The 20,805-nt window shown below is 53.0% G+C and carries 19 protein-coding genes; 16 read left to right on the forward strand and 3 right to left on the reverse strand.

Annotation, left to right across the window (positions count from 1 at the left end):
- Positions 1-119: 119 nt before the first annotated feature.
- The 7 genes from JYE49_RS00645 to JYE49_RS00675 all read left to right on the forward strand — a co-directional run bounded on the left by JYE49_RS00645 (position 120) and on the right by JYE49_RS00675 (position 9,555).
- Positions 120-1,388, forward strand: coding sequence for a hypothetical protein (locus JYE49_RS00645; RefSeq protein WP_093956671.1), 1,269 nt, complete (start codon positions 120-122; stop codon positions 1,386-1,388).
- Between the two features lie 101 nt (positions 1,389-1,489).
- Positions 1,490-2,182, forward strand: coding sequence for a hypothetical protein (locus JYE49_RS00650; RefSeq protein WP_093956670.1), 693 nt, complete (start codon positions 1,490-1,492; stop codon positions 2,180-2,182).
- Between the two features lie 200 nt (positions 2,183-2,382).
- Positions 2,383-4,749: a helicase-related protein gene (locus JYE49_RS00655; RefSeq protein WP_179217267.1), complete on the forward strand. Its 2,367-nt coding sequence runs from the start codon at positions 2,383-2,385 to the stop codon at positions 4,747-4,749.
- A 40-nt stretch (positions 4,750-4,789) separates the two neighbouring features.
- Positions 4,790-5,521 (forward strand): AlkZ-related protein, encoded by a 732-nt coding sequence (locus JYE49_RS00660; RefSeq protein WP_093956668.1) that lies wholly within the window; start codon positions 4,790-4,792, stop codon positions 5,519-5,521.
- Positions 5,522-5,543: 22 nt separating this feature from the next.
- On the forward strand, positions 5,544-7,739 hold the full coding sequence (locus JYE49_RS00665) for a DUF2142 domain-containing protein (protein WP_179217266.1): 2,196 nt from the start codon (positions 5,544-5,546) through the stop codon (positions 7,737-7,739).
- A gap of 138 nt (positions 7,740-7,877) precedes the next feature.
- On the forward strand, positions 7,878-8,681 hold the full coding sequence (locus tag JYE49_RS00670) for a MerR family transcriptional regulator (RefSeq protein ID WP_093956666.1): 804 nt from the start codon (positions 7,878-7,880) through the stop codon (positions 8,679-8,681).
- A 67-nt stretch (positions 8,682-8,748) separates the two neighbouring features.
- The gene (locus tag JYE49_RS00675; protein ID WP_093956665.1) at positions 8,749-9,555 is read left to right on the forward strand and encodes an NAD(P)-binding domain-containing protein; all 807 of its coding nucleotides are present in this window, start codon (positions 8,749-8,751) and stop codon (positions 9,553-9,555) included.
- Between the two features lie 53 nt (positions 9,556-9,608).
- Here the strand turns inward: JYE49_RS00675 and JYE49_RS00680 are convergent, their stop codons facing one another.
- Both JYE49_RS00680 and JYE49_RS00685 read right to left on the reverse strand, forming a co-directional pair.
- A complete protein-coding gene (locus JYE49_RS00680) occupies positions 9,609-10,079 on the reverse strand; it encodes a YbaK/EbsC family protein (protein WP_093956664.1) in 471 nt (156 codons plus the stop codon).
- A 27-nt stretch (positions 10,080-10,106) separates the two neighbouring features.
- Positions 10,107-10,637: a 2'-5' RNA ligase family protein gene (locus tag JYE49_RS00685; protein ID WP_143754471.1), complete on the reverse strand. Its 531-nt coding sequence runs from the start codon at positions 10,635-10,637 to the stop codon at positions 10,107-10,109.
- Positions 10,638-11,090: 453 nt separating this feature from the next.
- On the opposite strand from JYE49_RS00685, the gene JYE49_RS00690 reads away from it, so the two are divergent.
- From JYE49_RS00690 to JYE49_RS00705, 4 genes are all read left to right on the forward strand, one after another.
- Positions 11,091-11,999 carry a glutamate ABC transporter substrate-binding protein gene (locus JYE49_RS00690; protein WP_093956662.1) on the forward strand — a complete coding sequence of 303 codons (909 nt, stop codon included), beginning with the start codon at positions 11,091-11,093 and terminating at the stop codon, positions 11,997-11,999.
- A 73-nt stretch (positions 12,000-12,072) separates the two neighbouring features.
- Positions 12,073-12,732 carry an amino acid ABC transporter permease gene (locus tag JYE49_RS00695; protein ID WP_093956661.1) on the forward strand — a complete coding sequence of 220 codons (660 nt, stop codon included), beginning with the start codon at positions 12,073-12,075 and terminating at the stop codon, positions 12,730-12,732.
- Positions 12,729-13,559 carry an amino acid ABC transporter permease gene (locus JYE49_RS00700; RefSeq protein ID WP_093956660.1) on the forward strand — a complete coding sequence of 277 codons (831 nt, stop codon included), beginning with the start codon at positions 12,729-12,731 and terminating at the stop codon, positions 13,557-13,559. Before JYE49_RS00695 ends, JYE49_RS00700 begins: the two co-directional genes overlap by 4 nt.
- Positions 13,556-14,305: an amino acid ABC transporter ATP-binding protein gene (locus JYE49_RS00705; protein ID WP_093956659.1), complete on the forward strand. Its 750-nt coding sequence runs from the start codon at positions 13,556-13,558 to the stop codon at positions 14,303-14,305. Before JYE49_RS00700 ends, JYE49_RS00705 begins: the two co-directional genes overlap by 4 nt.
- Here the strand turns inward: JYE49_RS00705 and JYE49_RS00710 are convergent.
- The gene (locus JYE49_RS00710) at positions 14,299-14,964 is read right to left on the reverse strand and encodes a gamma-glutamyl-gamma-aminobutyrate hydrolase family protein (RefSeq protein WP_093956658.1); all 666 of its coding nucleotides are present in this window, start codon (positions 14,962-14,964) and stop codon (positions 14,299-14,301) included. The two genes, JYE49_RS00705 and JYE49_RS00710, sit on opposite strands and share 7 nt — an antisense overlap.
- A 398-nt stretch (positions 14,965-15,362) precedes the next feature.
- On the opposite strand from JYE49_RS00710, the gene JYE49_RS00715 reads away from it, so the two are divergent.
- The 5 genes from JYE49_RS00715 (at position 15,363) to JYE49_RS00735 (ending at position 20,794) form a co-directional block, all read left to right on the forward strand.
- Complete coding sequence (locus tag JYE49_RS00715; protein WP_093956657.1) at positions 15,363-16,271, forward strand: substrate-binding domain-containing protein; 909 nt, start codon at positions 15,363-15,365, stop codon at positions 16,269-16,271.
- A gap of 153 nt (positions 16,272-16,424) precedes the next feature.
- Positions 16,425-17,942: a sugar ABC transporter ATP-binding protein gene (locus JYE49_RS00720; protein WP_346763106.1), complete on the forward strand. Its 1,518-nt coding sequence runs from the start codon at positions 16,425-16,427 to the stop codon at positions 17,940-17,942.
- Entirely contained in the window at positions 17,939-18,895 is a 957-nt protein-coding gene (locus JYE49_RS00725; RefSeq protein WP_093956656.1) for an ABC transporter permease, read from the forward strand. The genes JYE49_RS00720 and JYE49_RS00725 overlap by 4 nt, the downstream gene beginning before the upstream one ends.
- A gap of 95 nt (positions 18,896-18,990) precedes the next feature.
- Entirely contained in the window at positions 18,991-19,674 is a 684-nt protein-coding gene (locus JYE49_RS00730) for a D-lyxose/D-mannose family sugar isomerase (protein ID WP_093956655.1), read from the forward strand.
- A 19-nt stretch (positions 19,675-19,693) separates the two neighbouring features.
- A complete protein-coding gene (locus JYE49_RS00735) occupies positions 19,694-20,794 on the forward strand; it encodes a carbohydrate kinase family protein (RefSeq protein WP_093956654.1) in 1,101 nt (366 codons plus the stop codon).
- The last annotated feature ends 11 nt before the right edge of the window (positions 20,795-20,805 follow it).

The following is a 20,805-nucleotide window of genomic DNA, read 5'->3' on the forward strand; positions in this document are numbered from 1 at the left end:
CAATGCTATAGTGTTTCTTTTCCCTGGTTTGACGGGAAAAGTGCATCGTGATATTATCCCCAAGTGTATGCAATATGTGAAAAGACAGCTTTTTCACGACCTGTATACCGGAGGAAGTAATGAAAAAGCAATGGTACCGGCTGGACAATGCCGCGTTGATATTTCCGGCGATTATCCGGAAAAACTGGAACAATGTTTTCCGGGTTTCCGCCACGCTGAAGGAGCCTGTGGATCCCGAGGTGCTGGACCGGGCAATTGAGGAACTGAAGCCCCGGTTTCCCACCTATTTTGTCCGCCTGAGGAAAGGCTTTTTCTGGTATTACCTGGAGACCATCCTGAAGACGCCGAAGTCCCAGAAGGATTTTGCCTATCCCCTCACGCATATGACGCGCAGGGAACTGAAAACCTGCTGTGTGCGCTTTCTGTATTACAACAACCGCATCGCTGTGGAAGTGTTCCATTCCGTGACCGACGGAACGGGCGGACTGATCCTGCTCAAAAACCTCACAGCCCGCTACCTGGCGCTGAAGTACGGCACGGAGATTCCGCCGGAAGGGCATATTGTGGATATCAACGACAAGCCGAAGGCGGAGGAGACCCGGGACTGCTTCCAGTCCTGCGGCGCGTCCCGGGGCCTGTCCCGGGCGGAGGATACAGCCTACCGCCTGAGCGGAACGCCGGAGGCAGACCGCTTCCGGCATATTATCACCGGCATTGTGCCGGCGGATAAGCTGAAGGAAAAGGCGCATGAACAGGGCGTGACCGTCACGGCGTTCCTGGCCGCGGTGCTGGCAGAGGCCATCGAGAAGCGTCAACTGGCAGAGGGCCGCACGGGAAAGAGAACCAAACCGGTGAAGATCACTATTCCCGTGAATCTGCGCAAAACCTTCGGGATGAATACTTTCCGGAATTTTACCCTGGCGGTGAACATCGGGTTTGACCCACGGCTGGGAGAATATACCCACGAACAGATTTGTTCCCTCATGGGACACCAGCTGGCGGCGGAAACCATTCCCCAGCGGATGGCAGGACGGGTGGCCAAGAACGTGGACCAGCAGCGGAACCTGCTGCTGCGGCTGATTCCGCTGCCGATCAAGACACTCTGCATGCGCAGCGTGTATATGCTCAGCGGGGAAAACAAAGGCTGCCTGAACCTGTCCAACATGGGTGTTGTGACGGTGCCGGAGGCCATGCAGCCGCTGGTGGATCGGTTTGAGTTCGTCATCGGCGTCCAGTACACCTATCCCAACAACTGCTCCGTGGCGACCTACAACGGCAAAACGTATATCAGCATGATCCGGGGCATCCGGGAATCGGAGCTGGAGCGGCTGGTGTTCTCACGGCTGGTGGAGCTGGGGGTACCGGTAGAGATTGAAAGCAATTCATAAGGCGTTTCACGCCATGAATTGCTTTCAATAATGAAGAATGAAAAATGAAGAATGATGGTTACTGTAACCACAGATGAGCTAAGTGACAGAGGAGAAATAACATGTATTGTGTATATTGCGGGGTAAAGCTGCAGGACGGGGCGAAGGAATGCCCACTGTGCCGTACGCCGGTGATGATTGCGCAGGAGACGGCGGCCGGGGACCGGTCATCCTATTCCGACCGCCTGCCGGAGAAGGAAAAAACCGGCAGGGGGCTGCTGGTCTGGATGCTCACGGCGGTGATGATCGCCGCGGGCCTGAGCAGCCTGATTGTCTGCCTGAACACGGCCGGGGAGGCCTCCTGGTCCGGCTATGTGCTCATGGGCGGGGCGCTGGCCTGGATTGTGGTGCTGTTCCCGCTGCTGTTTCCCCGGTTTCGACCGATGATTTTCCTGCCGATTGACTTTGTGTGTCTGGCGGGGTTCCTGCTGTATGTGTGCCTGAAGAACGGTGAAAACTGGTTCCTGTCCTTCGCATTCCCGGTGACGGGTATTGCCTGTATCCTGACGCTGCTGGGCGTGACGATTTTCCGGTATATCCGGAAGGGACGGCTGCGGCTGCTGGGCCTGTATCTGGTGCTGATCGGCTGCAGCTTCATGCTGGTTGAGTTTTTCCAGAGCATCACTTTCCAGACTCCCATGTGGGTATGGTCCCTCTACTGCGTATGCGGATTCGGGCTGCTGGGGTTGTTCCTGTTCATTGCAACCCTGATTCCGCCGCTCCACGCGCACCTGCGGAAAACCTTCTTCTTCTGATCCGTATCAGACAACAAAAAAACACAGACAGAAACAAGGCCCGTCCTTTGCCGGAACGCGGAAGGACGGGCTTCTTCTTTATCCGCCAGGGATATATGGATGTCTGTATGGTGTGGATTTTATGAGCAAAATAGATTATGATAAACATGGAACAGATCAAATCGATCCGCAAGGATCAATCTGAAATGCGTTGTGATAGTATGAATTACGAACTGCTGAATGCGTATGTGCAGGCGCTGCGCCCTGAACGGGAGCGGTATCTGTATCAGCACGCGTTGAATAAGGTGCGGGTCATTACCCGAAGCATGAAACCTGCAGAAAAGGAAGCTTATCTGCAGAGCGAAGCATTTCTGAACACATTAAGACAACTCCAGCGCCGGGACAGGATCTGGCAGGGCCTGCTCCGGGGTGAACTTGTGCTGGTCGGTGACCAGGCGGAATATGAGCGGCTGGCCGGGCTGATCGCTACAGAGCTGCATGACGGACATAAAATAGACCTGGCTTTTCTGCGTACGGTTGAAAAGAGCAAAGTATCCCTGGAAAAAGCATATGAGGCGCTGCGGATTGTCCGGGAAGGGGATCTGCGGCGCTGGTTTGACGATGGCATGGGACAGATGACTATCCGGGCGGAAAACCGGGTGGTATTGTGGCTGCGAACCGGGGATCACGGTGCACGGCTGAAGGAAGACGATGAGGAACGTTCCGTTGTCCGACGGGTGATGGATAAGTATTTTCCCGGTGGACTGACCCCCAAGGCGGTGGACCGGGCTTTCCAGCCGGGCTCGCTTGCGGGATACCTGCGGGCGGAAGCCGGGAAAGCGTTTCCGGAACTGAATGCCTGCCGGAACGTCCGGCTGCCTTCCGGGGAAACGGTGGCATCAGCGGTACGGCGGGAAGCGGATCGGGGCGCGAGGCTGCTGATCAACGCACTGGACAAAAAATTTACCAAGGATCGTCTCCGGCGGCTGCTGGAGAAGAATGCCGCATTGATCCGCCTGCAGAAGAAAGCGGACGCCGTCTATGAACGGGAAAAACGGATCCGGGCGGCACTGCTGGACGCTATTCCGGAACACTACCGGGATCTGTATCCGCTGGCCAGGCAGATGCGAAGGCACTTCTTCCTTCATCTGGGACCAACCAATTCCGGTAAAACCTATGAAGGCATCCAGCGGCTACAGGCAGCCAGCTGCGGCCTGTATCTCGGCCCGCTGAGACTGCTGGCGGCAGAACAGTTTGAAGCCCTGAACCTGGCGGACGTGCCCTGCTCACTGGTAACAGGCGAGGAGCAGATCCGTGTACCCTTCAGCCGGGTGCAATCCTCAACGGTGGAAATGGCGGACCTCCAGACGCATTATGACGTGGCGGTCATTGACGAATGCCAGATGATTGCCGACAGGGACCGGGGCGGCGCCTGGACAGCGGCGATCCTGGGACTGTGCGCGGATGAAATCCATGCCTGTGCTTCACCGGATGCAGAAGGGCTTCTGACCCGTATTATTAATGACTGCGGGGATGAACTGACCATCATCCGTCATGAGCGGATGACTCCGCTGGAAGTGGAAAAGGAAGGCTTCCAGTTCCCGGCATCCGTCCGGCCGGGAGACGCACTGATCGTTTTCTCCAAGGCCCGGGTACATGCAGTGGCTGCAGAACTGAAGACGCGGGGATACAAGGTATCCCTGATTTACGGTGCCCTGCCGCCGGACGTGCGGCGCAACCAGGCAGACCGGTTCCATCGGGGCGATACAGAGGTTGTGGTGTCCACGGACGCTATTGCCATGGGTATGAACCTGCCGATTCAGCGGGTGGTTTTCCTGGAATCGGAAAAGTATGACGGCGATATTACCCGGCTGCTGACGGATTCAGAAATCAAACAGATTGCCGGTCGTGCCGGCCGGTACGGGAAATATGAGATCGGCTATGTGAATGCCTTCGGCTTCCGTCAGGAAGTGGCCCGGGCAATGGCCCGGCCGCTGCTGCCGCTGACGGAAGGCGTAATCGGCTTCCCGGAATCCCTGCTGGGCATTCCGCTGCCGCTGACCGGCATCCTGGACCAGTGGATCCGGATGCAGGACAAGGGATGCTTTTCCAAAGCATCCACGGTCCGGATGGCGGAACTGGCTGCGATGATGGAAACACCCAAGACGGACCGGCGGCTGCTGTACAGGTTCATCTGCATTCCCTTTGATGAAAAGGATCCGGACCTGCTGTTCCGCTGGAAGGCAATGTACCATGCGGAGTGCCGCGGGGAGCATGTTGACGTGATGCCGGAGATGCCGGAAATTGTGGAACCCGAAAGCTGTACGATCCGCATGCTGGACGGACTGGAGGCGGATTACCGCCGTTGCGACCTTTACTATAACTATACCCGCCTGTTCCTGCCGGAACCGGACAATCTCCTGTCGGAGATCCAGCGCCGCAAGGATCTGATTTCCCAGGGAATCGTACACATCCTGTCCACCCAGAAGCTGCAGCAGCGGACCTGTCCTTCCTGCAAGCGGCATCTGCCGTGGAACTGGCCATACCGTATCTGCGACAGCTGCTACGGACGGGGACGCCGGTGGTAAGAACCGACTGAATACTGACAGAGAAAACAAAGGAGAGCACATGGATACCATAGCCGGTGAATGGATTATGAAGGGTTGCAGGCGTACAGACAAGGACTGCCTGCATTCTCCGGAGGATCTGCTGGAGCAGGTCATGAAGATCGGCTTTCTTCCTTTGTTCTCCAATGATATACCCGGTTTTTCCGTGGAAGAACATACTCCGGCGGAAGATTGGTGGATGGGGGATCCTGCAAAGGATCCCTGGGCCTGGAGGCAGGTACTGGCCTCCAATGCTTTTGTGGCCTACGGAAAGTTTTTCGACAGGAAAGCGGGTTTTGTTTCCAAAGAATGGTTTGCCCGTTTCGCGAACTACCGCCGTGACGGGTATGATTATGAGGGTATGTATGAAGACGGCAAGATGACCAGCCGCTGCAAGAGAATCATGGATATCCTTGAGCTGAATGAGGATGCGGCAGGTCTGGGACTGCTGACCTGCGAGATCAAAAGACGGGCAGCGCTGGAAAAAGGCTTTGAGGGAGCCATGACAGAACTGCAGATGAAGACCTTCCTGATCATGAGCGACTTCCGGCAGAGACGGAACAAACGCGGGGAAGAGTACGGATGGCATGTGGCGGAACTGATGACCCCGGAAACAAAATGGGGCTATGACGCGGTGAACGGCTGCAAAGAATCTCCGGAGGAATCCTGGAGCCGAATCATGGGACAGATACGGAAGTACTATCCGAAAACAGATGACCGTGCTGTTCAGAAGGTGCTGGGTATACGGAAGTAAACAGGAAGGAACCTATATCGTCATGATATCAAAGCTAATCAAAAAGCATATTGGTCGAATTGGAACGCTGCTGCTGGCCAGCGTGCTGCTGGCAGTACTGCTGGAGTTCCTTCAGATCCACAACCAGCCGCCGGCCTATGAAAATAATTTACAGGTTGTCCAGGAGGCTGACCTGCTGGATTTTTCACAGGCAGAGCTGACAAACGCTTATCTGGACGGGGGAAGCCTGAAAACCGGCGGGGAAGGAAGCACGATCCTGTTACGTTTTCAGCCTGCCAAAGAACTCTCTTACCTGCAGATTGAGGCTAAGAAGCATGTTCGTTCTCCCTTTCCGATCAGGGTATACTGGTCCAAAGACGGTGAAACCTTCTCTGAAACAAACATGATCGAAATCCAGGCGATTCCTGAATCTGTTGCCTGGTCCGGAACCATTCCCGAAGATGAATATGCCGCGCTGAAGATCGAGATGGATAACAAGATGACCATCCGCTTCCTGAAATGTCGGGCAGAAGTAAAGGAAAAAGTTCCTGTCCGGGAACAGATGCGCCTCTGGCGGATTGGCATAATGATTCCGGGGCTTTTCCTGATCCTGTCTCTGCTGTGCTGGTTCCGAACCGGAAAGCGTCTGACAGCTGCCGTACAGCAAATGATTTCTTTCCTGAAAGAATCAGGCTGGAGAACGCCGCTCCGTTTCATCATTTTTCTGACGCTGAGTTTCCTGGCGTATGTTTTGATCAGATGGCTGATATCCGGTGCCTTTTTCGGAAAGGTGAATGTTCCACAGCAGCTTTTCTGCATCCTGGCAGGGTTGACCGCCGGACTGCTCCTTTCTTTTCCCAAAACACTCGGAAGGAAACCGGAAAGGCTGTTTGTGCTGTTCTGCCTGCTTTCCGGCTGGATGATCCTATATTTATTTCCTAACGATCTGACTGTCAACTGGGACATGGAATATCATTTTGAACAAACACATTTATATTCCTATCTCGGAGAGGAACGGCTCACAAATCCGGATATGTCAATCATATTTATGGAGGGAAGCCATGATTCCTTTGAATGGGAAGAGCGAATCAAATCCCAGGAATCACAACAGGAACAGTATGAACTAGGCGTTTTTTATACAGAACGGAAGGGACTGATGCTGAACAGCATCTATGAAATATTCCCTGCAGCCGGTATGTATATGGGGCGTCTGCTGCACTTGTCCTGGCCCTGGACCATGTATTTTGCCAAGCTGTTCAATCTGCTGACCGTTGCCGCATGTGGTTTCTTTGCTATCCGCCGTCTGAAAAACGGCAAAATGATTCTGGCCTGTGTAATGCTGATCCCGACAAATATATTCCTGGCCTCTGTTTTCTCTTATGACCACGGCGTTACATCCTTTATGGCTCTCGGACTGAGTTATTATTTTGCCGAATGGCAGGAAGCAGAGAAGAAGCTAACTTACCGGAATGCCTTTGTCATTCTTGGAAGCCTGACCATTGCTCTGCTCACAAAAGCATTCTATGCTCCGGTCCTGCTTTTTACAGCGATTATGCCCCGAGGTAAATGGGCGGAGAGCAGGGAAGAGAAACTTCAATACATTTCAAGGAAAAGATATTTTCTTTTCTCAGGCCTTGTTCTGTTGATCAGCCTGATACCATATATTCTGCCGCTGCTCCAGGGTAACGTTGTGACGGATATGAGAGGCGGTACTTCAACAACTCCGATGGAACAGATCCGTTTTATTCTGGAAGATCCGTTACGGTACCTCCAGATTATGTTCAATTGCCAAAAAGAGTGTTTTAACCCTGCCAACAGTGCGGGAATTCTGACGTTCTTTGCATATGAAGGGATTGGCCCGGGATGGCAGGTTCTTTGCGTTCTGCTGGCATTGGTTGCTTTGACGGATAAGAAACCCTCGGACCGTCTGCTGGAGAGAAAACCGTTTATCCGTATTCTGGGTCTTTTCCTGTTCTATATCAGCACGTGTATTATTTGCTTCTGCCTGTATATTACCTTTACAGAAGTTGGGGCGTCCTATATAAACGGTGTTCAGTGCAGGTATTTCCTTCCGTTTGTATTTCCGGTACTGATGCTGGCAGCTTCCGGCTTTGCTGCGAAGATGATCAATGTTGACAGGGAATGGAAGCAACAACTGTATAACGGAATTGCATATTCCGTTTCCCTGATCGTTCTGTTTATCAATATTTATATAAACTGTATCAGTAAATTCAGCTGATTGACGACCGGAACAGGGAGTGAAACCCCTTCCTGATTTCAGAAATAAAAAACTGAAATCGCAGTATTGACTCTCACACTATGTGAGGGATTAGAGTAGTGACGAGCTCAGAAATACCATGCATGGAGGGTAAACCCAATGCTTAAAATCGGAGATTTTTCAAAATTATCCAGAGTAAGTATCAGAATGCTTCGCCACTATGACGACATCGGACTGCTGAAACCCGCAGAGATTGATCACTTTACCGGATACCGGTATTACCGTGAGGAACAGCTGTTCACCATCGGCAGGATCAACGCCCTGAAAGATATGGGCTTCGCACTGGCAGATATTATCCGGATGCTGGAGGTTCATGACGATCCGGAAAAGATGGACGCGTTCCTGTCCGCAAGGGAAAAGGAACTGTCTGAACTGTCAAAGGAGACGGAGTATAAGCTGATGCTTCTGGAAACAGCCAGGAAACGGCTGAGAGAGGAGCAGATTATGAAATATGACGTTACAGTAAAAACCATACCTGAAAGATACGCGGCCACGGTGCAGATGGTGGTTCCCCATTATGAGGATGAGGGGAAACTCTGGGGTATGATGGCGGAGTGCAAAACGCCGCTGATACCCGCGGAACCCTGCCTGGCGGCAGCTGAGTTCCTGGACAAGGAATACAAGGAAGAAAACGTGGAAATCAAGGTCTGGATGACCGTGAAGGGCACGTATGAGGATACGGAGCACGTGAAGTTTAAAACCCTTCCGGCGGTCAAGGTAGCCAGCTGCATCATCAAGGGAAGCTATGACCAGATGGGAGACGCGACGGCTACGGTCGCGTCCTGGATCAATGGAAACGGGTATGAAGTGAACGGACCCATGTTCAATATCTATCATGTGAGTCCGGCGCAGACACAGAACCCGGAAGAATATGTGACAGAGGTCTGTTTCCCGATCGGATAAACGGTATGCCAGGAAACTTACGGGTTTCCTGGCCCTTTCCATATCATAAGCAAAGGACAGATGAGAAATGAACACAGGGATTATCGGTTACGGAAGCATGGGAAAGATGCTGCTGGAGAAGTTCTCTGATGCAGGAATTGCCCCGGAGAATCTGTATGTTTTCAACCGAACGGAGGAAAAGCTTGCGGGCATCGGAAAAACGGCCACTGTGTGTCACAGCACCAAAGAACTGGCGGCAGGCTGTGATATCGTTTTTCTCTGTGTTCTGCCTTCCGCCATCAAAGCTGTGCTGGAAGACATCCGGTCGGAAGTAAAGGAAGACTGCCTGCTTGTTTCACTGAACGGCAGTGTGACTTTTGAGCAGATGGAGAGAATTGCAAAGCATAAAATGGCGAAAGTGATTCCGAGCGTCACCGCTGAAATTAACAAATCACAGACGCTGGTTTGCTATAATGAGCTGGCGAATGCGACGGACAGGAAAACCCTGGAGCTTCTGCTCGGATATATCGGCAATGTGATTGAATTGCCGGAGAGGGAAATGGGCATGGGGTCCGAACTGGTCAGCTGCATGCCCGGCTTTATCGCGTCAGTTTTCGATGTAATCTGTAAGGCGGCCGGCGAACATACAGAGATCCCATATGATCAGGTGGTCCGGATGGTGCTGAATACCATGTGCGCCACGGGAGAACTGATGCTGAAAAAGGGAATGTCCTTTGACAAGGTTGTGGCCAGGGTGGCTACAAAGGGAGGAATTACCGAGGAGGGAACCAGGGTAATCTATGAACAGTTCCCGGGAACCGCTGATCAGCTGTTTGAAAAAACGCTGGTCAAAAGAAAACTGACGGCAGAATGCGCCGAAGATTACTTCAGGTAAATGGAAACGGGGAAGGAATGATGCCTTCCTCGTGTTTTATCCTGCATTGTTTATTATTCCGGCTGCTTGCAGACGTCCACCCATTCCAGGAACCCGCTGCATTTCTCCAATTCCGGAATGGTAAGCTTTACGCCGCTGTGATCATTACCCACAGCAGGATAGACGATCTCATGCCGGCGGAGACTTTCATCCAGATAGACGCTGATACCCTCATTTGCACCAAAGGGGCATACACCGCCGATGGCATGTCCGATGAGGGACTCCACCAGATCCGCAGGGATCATTTTTGCCTTGCAGCCAAAGCGATCTTTATACTTCCGGTTGTCAATGCGGGCTGTGCCGTCCGCCAGGATCAGCACGGGCTGATCTTCCTGCAGGAAGGAAAGGGTTTTCGCGATCATTGCTTCCTCACAGCCAATGGCTTGTGCCGCTTCCGCGACGGTGGCGCTGCTGTGCTCCGTTACAATGATTTTGTCTCCCAGGCCGAAGCCTTCAAGGTATGCTTTCGCTTTCTCAAATGCCATGATTCATCAATCCCTGTTTGTTTTATATCAGTCTGCAAGCCGCACAGAAAGGATATGTCTCGTCGGCCAGAATTCGTATAAATGCAGAACCGCAACTTTTCCACTGAAAGATCTGAATTCTGTCAGCACAGACTGGGTTGCTTCCTGAATGACAGCCGGTTTATCGATCAGCATGGTGGTATGGGGAGACCAGCTGAACTGATCCCTGTTATCGCTGAATTCAGCCTTCAATGCCAGCATCTCCCTGCTGACTTCCGGGGCGACAAACAGGACGTCGTTTTCCGGCAGACGGAAGAGTCCGACGTGATTAAACGCTGTATCAAAAGCCCTGTGCGTTTCCGCAATCTTTTCCAGACGGTTTTTCAGTTCGTCTTCCTGTTCGACCGCATAGGAACCCATGGTGAAATGCATGGGAATATCCTTGGTCTGCAGGCCGGAAAAGCCCTGATCATACAGTTTGTTCTGGAGGCCGGAAAGAATTTCTTCGGTCCGGTCATCATACCCTGCGAGTATATACAGTGCCTTCTCTGCCATGGTGTTATCCTCAGTCTTTTTCAATCCAGCCTGATTCTTCAGACTTAACAGTATTCAGGATACAATCTTATCACGAAAAATGTAAAACACAAGCGTAAAGGGCATAACAGGTTGTCCAGGGACAGGTTTACAGACAAAAACAAGGATAATACATTTCGCCTATTGACATGATAGGTTTTGGATGATAATATACCGACAAGCTTCTGAAAGAGAGCTGTAAGAAAAGGAAAGGAGGCGCGGACATGTTCACAGAGAAGAAGAACCAGGTGCAGGATACAATGTGTCGAATGCTGATCTCCCGGGCAGGCAAAAAAGCAGTCAGGGCGTTGGCATGTATGTGTTCGCGCTGTCGATAACCGCCAACTGGTTTTATGCGGAGACTGTTCTGCCCGGGAGCTTCAGAAAACTACCGGGCTTTTTTCTTTCATGAAACCATCAACAGGAAAAAGATACAAAAAAGAAAGAAGGACAATTGTTATGAAAAAGTTGATTTCCCTGATTCTGGTGCTTATACTGACCCTGGCTGCGGTTTCCGCTGCCCTGGCTGAAGAAACTGCTGCAACTCCTATCGACAAGGAAGCTTTTGACGCCCTGCTGGCAGCAGGTCCCGTCGCTTCCGATGAAGCCATTGCCGCCAGCACCTGGGCCACAAAGGTGAAGGAAGCCGGAATTCTTCGTGTAGGCGGAACCCGGACCTCCTTCCTTTTCAGCCAGCTGGACGAAACAGATAACGGTATCCGCGGATTTGACGCGGCACTGTATCAGCTGCTGGCCAGGTACATTCTGGGCGATGCCGGAAAGTTTGAACTGACCCAGGTCACCTCTTCCACGCGGGAATCTGTGCTGACTGAAGATCAGGTGGATGCGGTTTTCGCAACCTACTCCATTACTCCTTCCCGCCAGGAAGTGATTTCTTTTGCCGGTCCATACTACACTTCCCAGCAGGCAATCCTGGTGAAAGCCGGAAACGCGGAGATTACCGGAGTGGACGGACTGGCAGGAAAGATCGTTGCCACACAGGCAGGATCCACGGGACCGAGCATTCTTGCCGAATACGCGCCTGAAGCAGACGTCCAGGAGTTTGAAGATGACATCTCTGCCCGCACTGCCGTTGAGCAGGGCCGTGCAGACGCTTATGTGACAGACTATACCCTGATCCTGAATTCCATCGTGAAGAATCCCGGTGTATACGCAGTGGCCGGAGACGTGTTTGGCCCGATTGATCCCTACGGCATCGGACTTCCCAAGGATTCTGACGGCGTGGCGTTTGTCAATGATTTCCTGAAGACGATTGTTGAAGACGGAACCTGGGCAAAGATCTGGAAGATCACCCTGGGTGACCGCACCGGTATTGAAACCGCTCCGGAAGCTCCGGCGATCGACTAAATCCTCTGTCTGACAGATAATCAATCCGGCCTCAGGACAACTGCCCTGAGGCCCTCTTTTCCGGGAGACATTTATGAGCATACAGGCACTGCTGACTGAATACGGAGACAAATATCTTCAGGCGCTTCTGACCACATGGCGCCTGACTGCGATCTCCTTTGCCGCGGCATTTCTGATCGGTGTTGTGGTTACCGTGCTGCGGGTGTGCCCCATCAGGCCTTTGCGCCTCTTCGGGGATTTTTATGTTCAGATATTCAGGAATATTCCCGGTGCAGCACTGCTTATACTGCTGGTATACGCGCTTCCATATCTTCAGGTCGTACTTCCGTATGATGTATGCGTCATTACAGCAACAATCCTGATTCCATCCGCTTTCTGTTCCGAACACCTGATGAGCGGAATGAATACGATCGCACCGGGGCAGATCGAAGCCGCAAGGGCTCTCGGTCTGACCTTTTTTCAGATGATCCGCAGAATCATTATCCCGCAGGCACTCCGTTCCACAGTGCTTCCAATGACCAACCTGCTTGTTGCCACCATGCTGACCACTTCCCTGGCGTCCCAGGTACCGATGCGTCCTCATGATCTGACAGGGATTGTGTCGTATATCAATACCCGTGCTGCCGGAGGTGTGACTGCGTTTGTCATTTCGGCAGTGCTTTATTGTGCTACGGCACTGGTGATCGGACGGGTGGGCAGCCTGATTGACAGAAAAGTGAGGATCCTCAGATGACGCGTACTTCGATCCGGGATATGCTGTATGAAGCGCCTGGCCCGAAGGCGCAAAGACGAATCCGTTTATTCACTGTGCTGGCACTGCTTCTGCTGGCAGCGTTTCTTGCTGTGATTATCCGACAGTTTACAGTGACCGGGCAGTTTGCTGAAAAATACTGGGCCTTTTTTACCAAACTGACAACCTGGCGCTTTCTGGGAGAAGGTCTGCTGACCACCCTGGAGGCAGCACTGACAGGCTCGCTGATTGCTTTTGCTCTTGGATTTCTGCTGATGAGGGGGAAGCTGCGCAGGAATCCTGTTATTCGGACTGTGAGTACCGCTCTGATTGAATTTACCCGTGGAGTACCAACCCTGCTTTTTATCTATTTCTTCTTCCTTGTGGTGCCCAAAACCGGATGGAAACCGAGTGCTTTCTGGAAGATTACACTTCCCTGTGCTATTTCTGCCTGCGGTGTTGTAGCGGAAGCCCTGCGCTCCGGCGTCAATGCTGTACCGAAGGGACAGACGGAAGCAGCGCTTTCCTTGGGACTGACTGAGACACGGCTTTTCTATAGAGTGGTTTTTCCCCAGGCCTTCCGGTTTGTGATCCCGTCTTTGATTGCAGAACTGGTAATCGTGCTGAAGGATACAACATTTGCCTACATTGTTACCTGCGCCGACCTGATGCAGAACGCAAAAGTCCTGATCTCCAATTATGACGCGATGCTTTCTGTATATCTGGTTGTTGCTGTGATTTATATCCTGATCAATTATATGCTGAATAAGGTTTCCGACCGCCTGGCGCTGAAGCTCAGACGGACACCGGCAGAAGGGAGCAAAGCATGAGTCAGTCAGAAATGCCTGTGATTGAACTGAAAAATGTGAATAAGCATTATGGAGAACTGCACGTTCTGAAAGACGTATCGCTGAGTGTCAGACAGGGAGAAGTTGTGGTGATTATCGGACCATCCGGTTCCGGAAAATCAACACTGTGCCGTACGATTAACCGCCTGGAAACCATTGACAGCGGAGAAATCCTCATTGAGGGAGAACCACTTCCTCAGGAAGGAAAGAAACTGGCTGGGCTTCGATCCAGAATCGGGATGGTTTTTCAATCCTTCAATCTTTTCGCACATATGAGTATACTGGACAATGTTACGCTTGCACCGACAGATGTACTGAAAGTTCCCCGTAAGAAAGCACAGGCGGAGGCAATGAAACTGCTGGAACGGGTCGGAGTGGCCGACCAGGCGAACAAGGTGCCTGCCCAGCTGTCCGGCGGTCAGCAGCAGCGTGCTGCCATAGCAAGGGCGCTGGCGATGCATCCGAAAGCCATGCTGTTCGATGAACCGACCAGCGCACTGGATCCGGAAATGATCGGCGAAGTGCTGAACGTGATGACAGAGCTCGCGTCAGAAGGTATGACTATGCTGATTGTGACACATGAAATGAACTTTGCACGCCAGGTGGCAGACCGTGTCATTTTTATGGATGACGGAAAGATTGTTGAGGAGAATACGCCTGAAGAGTTTTTCGAGCATCCGGTATCAGAACGGGCACAGAATTTCCTGAGCACAATCAGGAATCATTGATTCTGTTTTCTGCATTTCTCAAGAAAGAAACTGAAAAGGAGACTGCCGTCAACGGTGTCTTCTCTTTTGTGGGTATAACACATCCGCTCGGGATGAAACTGAACGCTCCAGATCGGGAGCGTTTTGTGTTCTGCCGCTTCGACAACACCATCCTGAGCATGCAGCACAACACGGAGTCCGTCCCCCGGCCTGTCCACTCCCTGATGATGGGAACTGTTTACGGAGAAGCCGGTTCCATATATTTTAGCAATGAATGAATCAGGTTCCGCAGTACAGGTATGAACCCGGTCTTCACCAACGCGGATATGCTTATGGTTTTCCGACGTGGGCAGATCCTGAATCAGCGATCCGCCGAGTGCGACGTTAATCAACTGATGACCACGGCAAATGCCGAAAACCGGCTTACCAAGATCCAGAAACCGGCGGAGTACGTTCAGCTGCAGATCATCAAGCTTATCATTATATTCTGTTTCCGGCGCAGCAGCCTGCCCATAGAGAGCGGGATTCAGATCAATACCGCCGGGCAGCAGCAGGCCATCGCATTCTTCCGGATGTATATCTGTGCCGACTTCAGGCTGTGCACCTGAACGGACCAAGGCATCCATATAGTTATTGATGATGCAGTCAGTCATCAGTGTGGGTAATGCGATCTTCAGCATAAAAACGCTCCCTGTCTGTAAATAAAACACGGGTGTAGCCCGGTTGATGTATTATATGACTATTCCGGACGGTTTTCAATTGCGGACAGCCTTCAGAGAACAGATGCAGGTGAGGGCATAACTCTGGATACAGTATTCTTTGTGAACGATAATCCAACTGCGGCGTGCCCGAACAGTGCCGATGACGGGAGACGAGGACGGTTGAGGTCAATCCGCTCAAGGGATCCGGCAAATTCAGCCGGGAGAAGGGTATACGTTTTTTATACCTTCTGTCAGAGTTGTGATTTCGTTGACATTGTTTTCCAGGATGCTTACAATGATAATCAGAAGCGGACCAGTATATCCGCAGACAAATTTATATCAGGCAGAAAGCATCTGCCATAGAAGGAGGTTTCTTTATGAAGAAACTGGTTGCCCTGATTTTGGCCCTCGCCCTGACGCTGGGCTGCGCTGCTGCTATGGCCGACAAGATCGGCTACACCTGTATGGATGGTACCAACCCCTTCTTCGTTGCACTGGAAGCCGCTATCCGTGAAGTAGTGGAAGCCAACGGCGATGAACTGATTTCCCTGGATCCCCAGAACAGCAATGAAAAACAGATTGCCCAGATCGAAGACATGATCTCCAACGGTGTTGTGGCTATGTTCGTCAACCCCGTTGACAAGGACGGCATCATCGCCGGCCTGGACAAACTGAAGGAAGCCAACATCCCCATGTTCGGTTTCGACACCGAAGTGGCTGACATGTCCTACCTGGTAACCTACGCCGGCTCCGATAACTACAACGCCGGTAAGGTCTGCGGTGAAGACCTGGTAGCCAAGCTGCCCGACGGCGGCCCCATCATCGTGCTGGATTCTCCCACAATGCAGTCCGTTGTGGACCGCACCAACGGCTTCCTCGAAGCCATCGACGGCAAGGGCTTTGAAGTGGTCTTCCAGAAGGACTGCATGGGCAACCAGGAACAGGGCAATCTGAACGGTACTGACGCCCTGATCGCCCATCCGGACGCTGTCGCCATCTTCGGCGGAAATGACCCCACTGCTCTGGGTGCTGCCGCTGCCGCGGAAGCTGCTCAGTCCAAGGCTCTGATCTACGGCGTTGACGGTTCTCCCGACATCAAGGCCCTGATCGCTGAAGGCAAAGTTACCGGTACCGGCGCTCAGTCCCCGATCTCCATCGGCAAGACCATCGCTGAACTGTACTACAAGTGGAAGGCCGGCGAAACTGTGGAAGCCCGTTATCCGATCGCTACCTTCATGATCAACTCTGACAATATCGCTGATTACAACAACGGCGGATGGCAGTAAGCCAGTAAAGCCGATCCTTTGAGTCAGCCTCTTTTCTGAAGGGGAAGACCCGGCGATAAACGAAGGGCTTTGTTCCAACTGAGCAAAGCCCTTTTCCGGATGTATCCGGGTCTTTCCCTCAGAACATCCTAAGCATAACGGTGGTGAGACTTTGTGAGCGAATACCTGCTCGAGATGAAAGGAATCTATAAATCCTTTCCGGGCGTCAAGGCACTGCAGAATGTGGAGTTTCAGCTGAAAGCCGGAGAGATCCACGCGCTGCTGGGTGAGAACGGTGCGGGCAAATCCACGCTGATCAAGGTGCTGGGCGGCATCTATATCGCGGAGGAAGGCGAGATCCGCATCGACGGAAAAAAGGTTGTTATTGACGGCGTAAATGCTGCCCGTGACAACGGTATTTCCATTATCCACCAGGAACTGGTGCTGGTGCCGCATATGACCGTGGCGGAGAATATCTTCCTCGGCCGGGAACCCATGGGAAAATTCGGCGTGGACTATAAGCGGATGGCAGCGTCCGCGCAGGAAATGCTGGATAAGTTTGACCTTGGAATCAGCGCAACAGATGAGATCTTTGATCTTTCCATCGCGCAGCAGCAGATGGTGGAGATTGTCAAAGCCATTTCCTTCAACTGCCGCATCCTGGTCATGGATGAGCCGACATCCTCCATTTCCGACCGTGAGGTTACGCAGCTGTTTGAAATTATGCGCAACCTGGCGGCCCAGGGTGTGGGCATCATCTACATCAGTCACAAGATGAGTGAACTGAACGAGGTCTGTGACCGGGTGACGGTGCTGCGTGACGGCATGTACGTGGGCACACGCGTGGTTGCGGATACTCCCCGGGACGAGCTGATTACCATGATGGTCGGCCGGGAGCTGGACCAGTATTATACCCGTGACCACGTCAAGGACACGCCGGTCTTCTTCAAGTGTGAACATATTGATGACGGCAAGAAACACCACAAACGGGTGAACGACGTTTCCTTTGAGGTGCGGGAAGGTGAAATCGTCGGTTTCGCAGGCCTGGTCGGCGCCGGACGCAGCGAGACAATGCAGTGTATCTTCGGCCTGACGAGCACCGCCACCGGAACGATCACGCTGGAAGGGAAAAAGCTGAATATCTCCAGTGCTGTGGACGCCATGAAATACGGTATTGCCATGGTACCGGAAAACCGGAAACTGGAAGGACTTTATCATATCCAGTCCGTGAGTTTCAACACCACCATAGAGGTGCTCCATGAAATCATCAATCACCTGCGCGTGAACGAGAAACGGGAACATGAAATTACCCAGGAGTTCATTGATAAGATGCAGACGAAGACCCCTTCCCATGAGCAGCGGGTCTCCAACCTGTCCGGCGGAAACCAGCAGAAGGTTATGATCGGACGCTGGCTTGCCACGAAGCCGAAGGTGCTGATCCTGGATGAGCCGACCCGCGGCGTGGACGTCGGTGCCAAGGCGGAAATCTATGAGATTATGAATGAACTGACCAAACAGGGTGTGGCCATTATCATGGTTTCTTCGGAACTGCCGGAGATCATCAATATGGCAGACCGGGTCTATGTGATGTACGACGGCCGGATTACCGGCTGCATCGATTATGAAAACGTCAGCCAGGAAGCGATCATGCATCTCGCAACCCTGGAGACAGCAGGAGGGGCCAACGAATGAAAGGCATTAAAAAGTATCTGAAGGACAACCTGGGAATTATCCTGGCCCTGGTCGCCATGATCCTGTTCCTGTATGTTTATCCGAAAACCCATAATACGTTCCTGACCACCAACAATATCTTCAATGTGCTGCGGCAGAGTGCCACCAACCTGATGCTGGCCTGCGGCATGACGATGGTCATCATCCTGGGAGGCATTGACCTTTCCGTGGGTTCCATCATCGCCATGTCCGGCGTGCTGGGCGCGGCGGCGGTTGTATGGCACGGACTGCCGGAAATTGTGGGCATCCTGATTGCTATCCTGTCCGGTCTGCTGTTCGGCCTGCTGAACGGCACGATCATCGCCCGGACAAAGATCCCGCCCTTTATCGTGACCCTGGCATCCATGAACATCGCGAAGGGTATTGCCTACGTGTATTCGGGCGGCAAGCCGATCCGCTGCATGACAGACGCCTGGAAGTTCCTGGGCGCTGGCAACGTGGCGGGCATCCCGACGCCGGTGATCACGATGTTCATTGTGTTTGTCGTCGCGGTGCTGTTCCTGAACCGGTCCCGGATCGGAAGGCACATTTACGCGGTGGGCGGCAACGATACAGCAGCAAAATTCTCCGCGATCAACACCGCCAAGGTTAAACTGATTGTTTACTCCTTCAGCGGCCTGATGGCCGGCCTGGCCGGCATCACCATCGCATCCCGCCTGTACTCCGGAACCTGTACTTCCGGTGACGGCGCGGAAATGGACGCCATCGCGGCTGTGGTCGTGGGCGGTACCTCCATGTCCGGCGGATCCGGCAAGCTGGGCGGAACCCTGATCGGTGTGCTGATCATCGGTATCCTGAACAACGGCCTGAACCTGATGGGCGTCAACTCCGACTGGCAGTACATCATCAAGGGCGCCGTTATCCTGTCGGCTGTGTATATGGACTTCCTGCGCAACCGCAAGAAGGCATCCTGAGTATACCGTACATCTGACAAAAGCCGTCCTGTCCTGCAGGCGGCTTTTGCCGTCTCAGGAAGACAGGAGCATCCGAGTGAAAGGATGTGAACCGGATGAAACGCTCCGAGATCAATGCCCATATCAGGGAGTTTGAAACTGTTCTGCAGGAACACTGTTTTATGCTGCCGCCGTTTTTGTCATTTACCCCGGAGGAGTGGCTGGCAAAAGGCAGTGAGTATGACGAAATCCGGGACAACGCTCTTGGATGGGACCTGACGGATTTCGGCAGCGGTGATTTCTTTTCCCGCGGGCTTTACCTGATCACACTCCGTAACGGGAACGCACATGAGGACAGATATCCGAAGCCCTATGCGGAGAAGATCATGATGCTGCGGGGCGGGCAGACCTGCCCCTGTCATTTCCACTGGCATAAAATGGAGGATATTATCAACCGGGGCGGCGGAAATGTGATATTCCGGCTATGGAACGCCGGAGCAGACGGACTGCCGGATCGCATGACTCCTGTGACCGTGCACCGGGACGGGAGAATATATACAGTTCCGGCAGGGGAGAAAATTGTGATTGCACCGGGGGAGAGCCTGACGCTGCATCCCGGCTGCTATCATGAATTCACCGTCGGGAAAGCAGATAACTATGCCCTGATCGGCGAGGTTTCCATGTGCAATGACGATGAAACGGATAACCGTTTTGAAACACCGGTAGGACGATTTCCTGCCATTGAGGAGGATGAACCGCCCTATCGCCTGTTGTGCAATGAGTATCCGCCCGCACGCTGACGGGAAGCGGAGGTAAAAAATGAGAAAGGTGATTGCCGCAGGTCATATTTGCCTGGATATTACGCCGGTCTTTCCGGCAGGGAAACGGTACGACAGCCTGTCGTCCCTGCTGGTTCCCGGCAAACTGATCCAGACGGAGGCGGCAGACGTACATACCGGCGGAAGCGTGGCCAATACAGGCCTGGCGCTGAAATTGCTGGGATGTGACGTGACGCTGATGGGCAAGGTTGGAGATGATTCCTTCGGGACGATGATCCGGAGTATCCTGGCCCAATACGGAGCAGGGGGACTGCTGGTTGACCCGGAAAGTTCCACCTCCTATTCCGTTGTGCTGGCTGTGCCTGGCCAGGACCGGGTTTTCCTGCACAGCCCGGGAGCAAATGATACATTTACCGGCGCGGATATTCCGGAGGAAGCCCTGGAGGACGCAGCGCTGTTTCACTTCGGCTATCCGCCGCTGATGCGCCGAACCTGGGAAAACGACGGGGCGGAGCTGACTGCCCTGTACCGGCGTATGAAAGAGAAAGGGATTGCCACCAGCCTGGATCTGGCAGCGGTGGATCCAAATACTCCGGCAGGGCAGGCAGACTGGGAAAAGATCCTTTCCGGCGTGCTGCCGTATGTTGACTTTTTTGTGCCGAGCTTTGAGGAGCTTTGCTGGATGCTGGACAGGGAACGGTATGACCGGCTGGTTGCCGGCGGCAGGGATATGACAGACGGACTGGACCTGGAAACAGAAGTCCTGCCACTGGCAGAAAGGGTGCTTTCCATGGGATGCCGGGCGGCTATGATCAAGTGCGGGACAAGCGGAATGCTGCTCCGAACTGCCGGCAGGGCATGCATGGAACGGGTTGGATCACGGCTGGAACTGGACACAGGAACATGGAGCAATCAGACAGTGTTGCAATCCTGCTTCAAAGCTGATATTGTGCGAAGCGGAGCAGGTGCCGGAGATACCAGCATTGCCGCATTCCTGGCGGCGGTGCTCAGCGGAAGAAAACCGGCGGAATGTGTGGCGCTGGCATGCGCTGAAGGTGCCTGCTGCGTGACCACATACGATACGCTCAGCGGACTGAAACCGCTCGATGAACTGGAAGAAAGAATCCGAAAAGGCTGGTAAGGAGGGGATCC

The sequence above is a fragment of the Aristaeella hokkaidonensis genome, from assembly GCF_018128945.1.
In the GTDB taxonomy this organism is placed as follows: Bacteria; Bacillota; Clostridia; order Christensenellales; family Aristaeellaceae; genus Aristaeella; species Aristaeella hokkaidonensis.

Excerpts from the sequence above, each read along its gene's own strand:
- JYE49_RS00645 (WP_093956671.1), top strand. The coding sequence starts at position 120 with ATGAAAAAGCAATGGTACCGGCTGGACAATGCCGCGTTGATATTTCCG.
- JYE49_RS00650 (WP_093956670.1), top strand. The coding sequence starts at position 1,490 with ATGTATTGTGTATATTGCGGGGTAAAGCTGCAGGACGGGGCGAAGGAA.
- JYE49_RS00655 (WP_179217267.1), top strand. The coding sequence starts at position 2,383 with ATGAATTACGAACTGCTGAATGCGTATGTGCAGGCGCTGCGCCCTGAA.
- JYE49_RS00660 (WP_093956668.1), top strand. The coding sequence starts at position 4,790 with ATGGATACCATAGCCGGTGAATGGATTATGAAGGGTTGCAGGCGTACA.
- JYE49_RS00665 (WP_179217266.1), top strand. The coding sequence starts at position 5,544 with ATGATATCAAAGCTAATCAAAAAGCATATTGGTCGAATTGGAACGCTG.
- JYE49_RS00670 (WP_093956666.1), top strand. The coding sequence starts at position 7,878 with ATGCTTAAAATCGGAGATTTTTCAAAATTATCCAGAGTAAGTATCAGA.
- JYE49_RS00675 (WP_093956665.1), top strand. The coding sequence starts at position 8,749 with ATGAACACAGGGATTATCGGTTACGGAAGCATGGGAAAGATGCTGCTG.
- JYE49_RS00680 (WP_093956664.1), bottom strand. The coding sequence starts at position 10,079 with ATGGCATTTGAGAAAGCGAAAGCATACCTTGAAGGCTTCGGCCTGGGA.
- JYE49_RS00690 (WP_093956662.1), top strand. The coding sequence starts at position 11,091 with ATGAAAAAGTTGATTTCCCTGATTCTGGTGCTTATACTGACCCTGGCT.
- JYE49_RS00695 (WP_093956661.1), top strand. The coding sequence starts at position 12,073 with ATGAGCATACAGGCACTGCTGACTGAATACGGAGACAAATATCTTCAG.
- JYE49_RS00700 (WP_093956660.1), top strand. The coding sequence starts at position 12,729 with ATGACGCGTACTTCGATCCGGGATATGCTGTATGAAGCGCCTGGCCCG.
- JYE49_RS00705 (WP_093956659.1), top strand. The coding sequence starts at position 13,556 with ATGAGTCAGTCAGAAATGCCTGTGATTGAACTGAAAAATGTGAATAAG.
- JYE49_RS00710 (WP_093956658.1), bottom strand. The coding sequence starts at position 14,964 with ATGCTGAAGATCGCATTACCCACACTGATGACTGACTGCATCATCAAT.
- JYE49_RS00715 (WP_093956657.1), top strand. The coding sequence starts at position 15,363 with ATGAAGAAACTGGTTGCCCTGATTTTGGCCCTCGCCCTGACGCTGGGC.
- JYE49_RS00725 (WP_093956656.1), top strand. The coding sequence starts at position 17,939 with ATGAAAGGCATTAAAAAGTATCTGAAGGACAACCTGGGAATTATCCTG.
- JYE49_RS00730 (WP_093956655.1), top strand. The coding sequence starts at position 18,991 with ATGAAACGCTCCGAGATCAATGCCCATATCAGGGAGTTTGAAACTGTT.
- JYE49_RS00735 (WP_093956654.1), top strand. The coding sequence starts at position 19,694 with ATGAGAAAGGTGATTGCCGCAGGTCATATTTGCCTGGATATTACGCCG.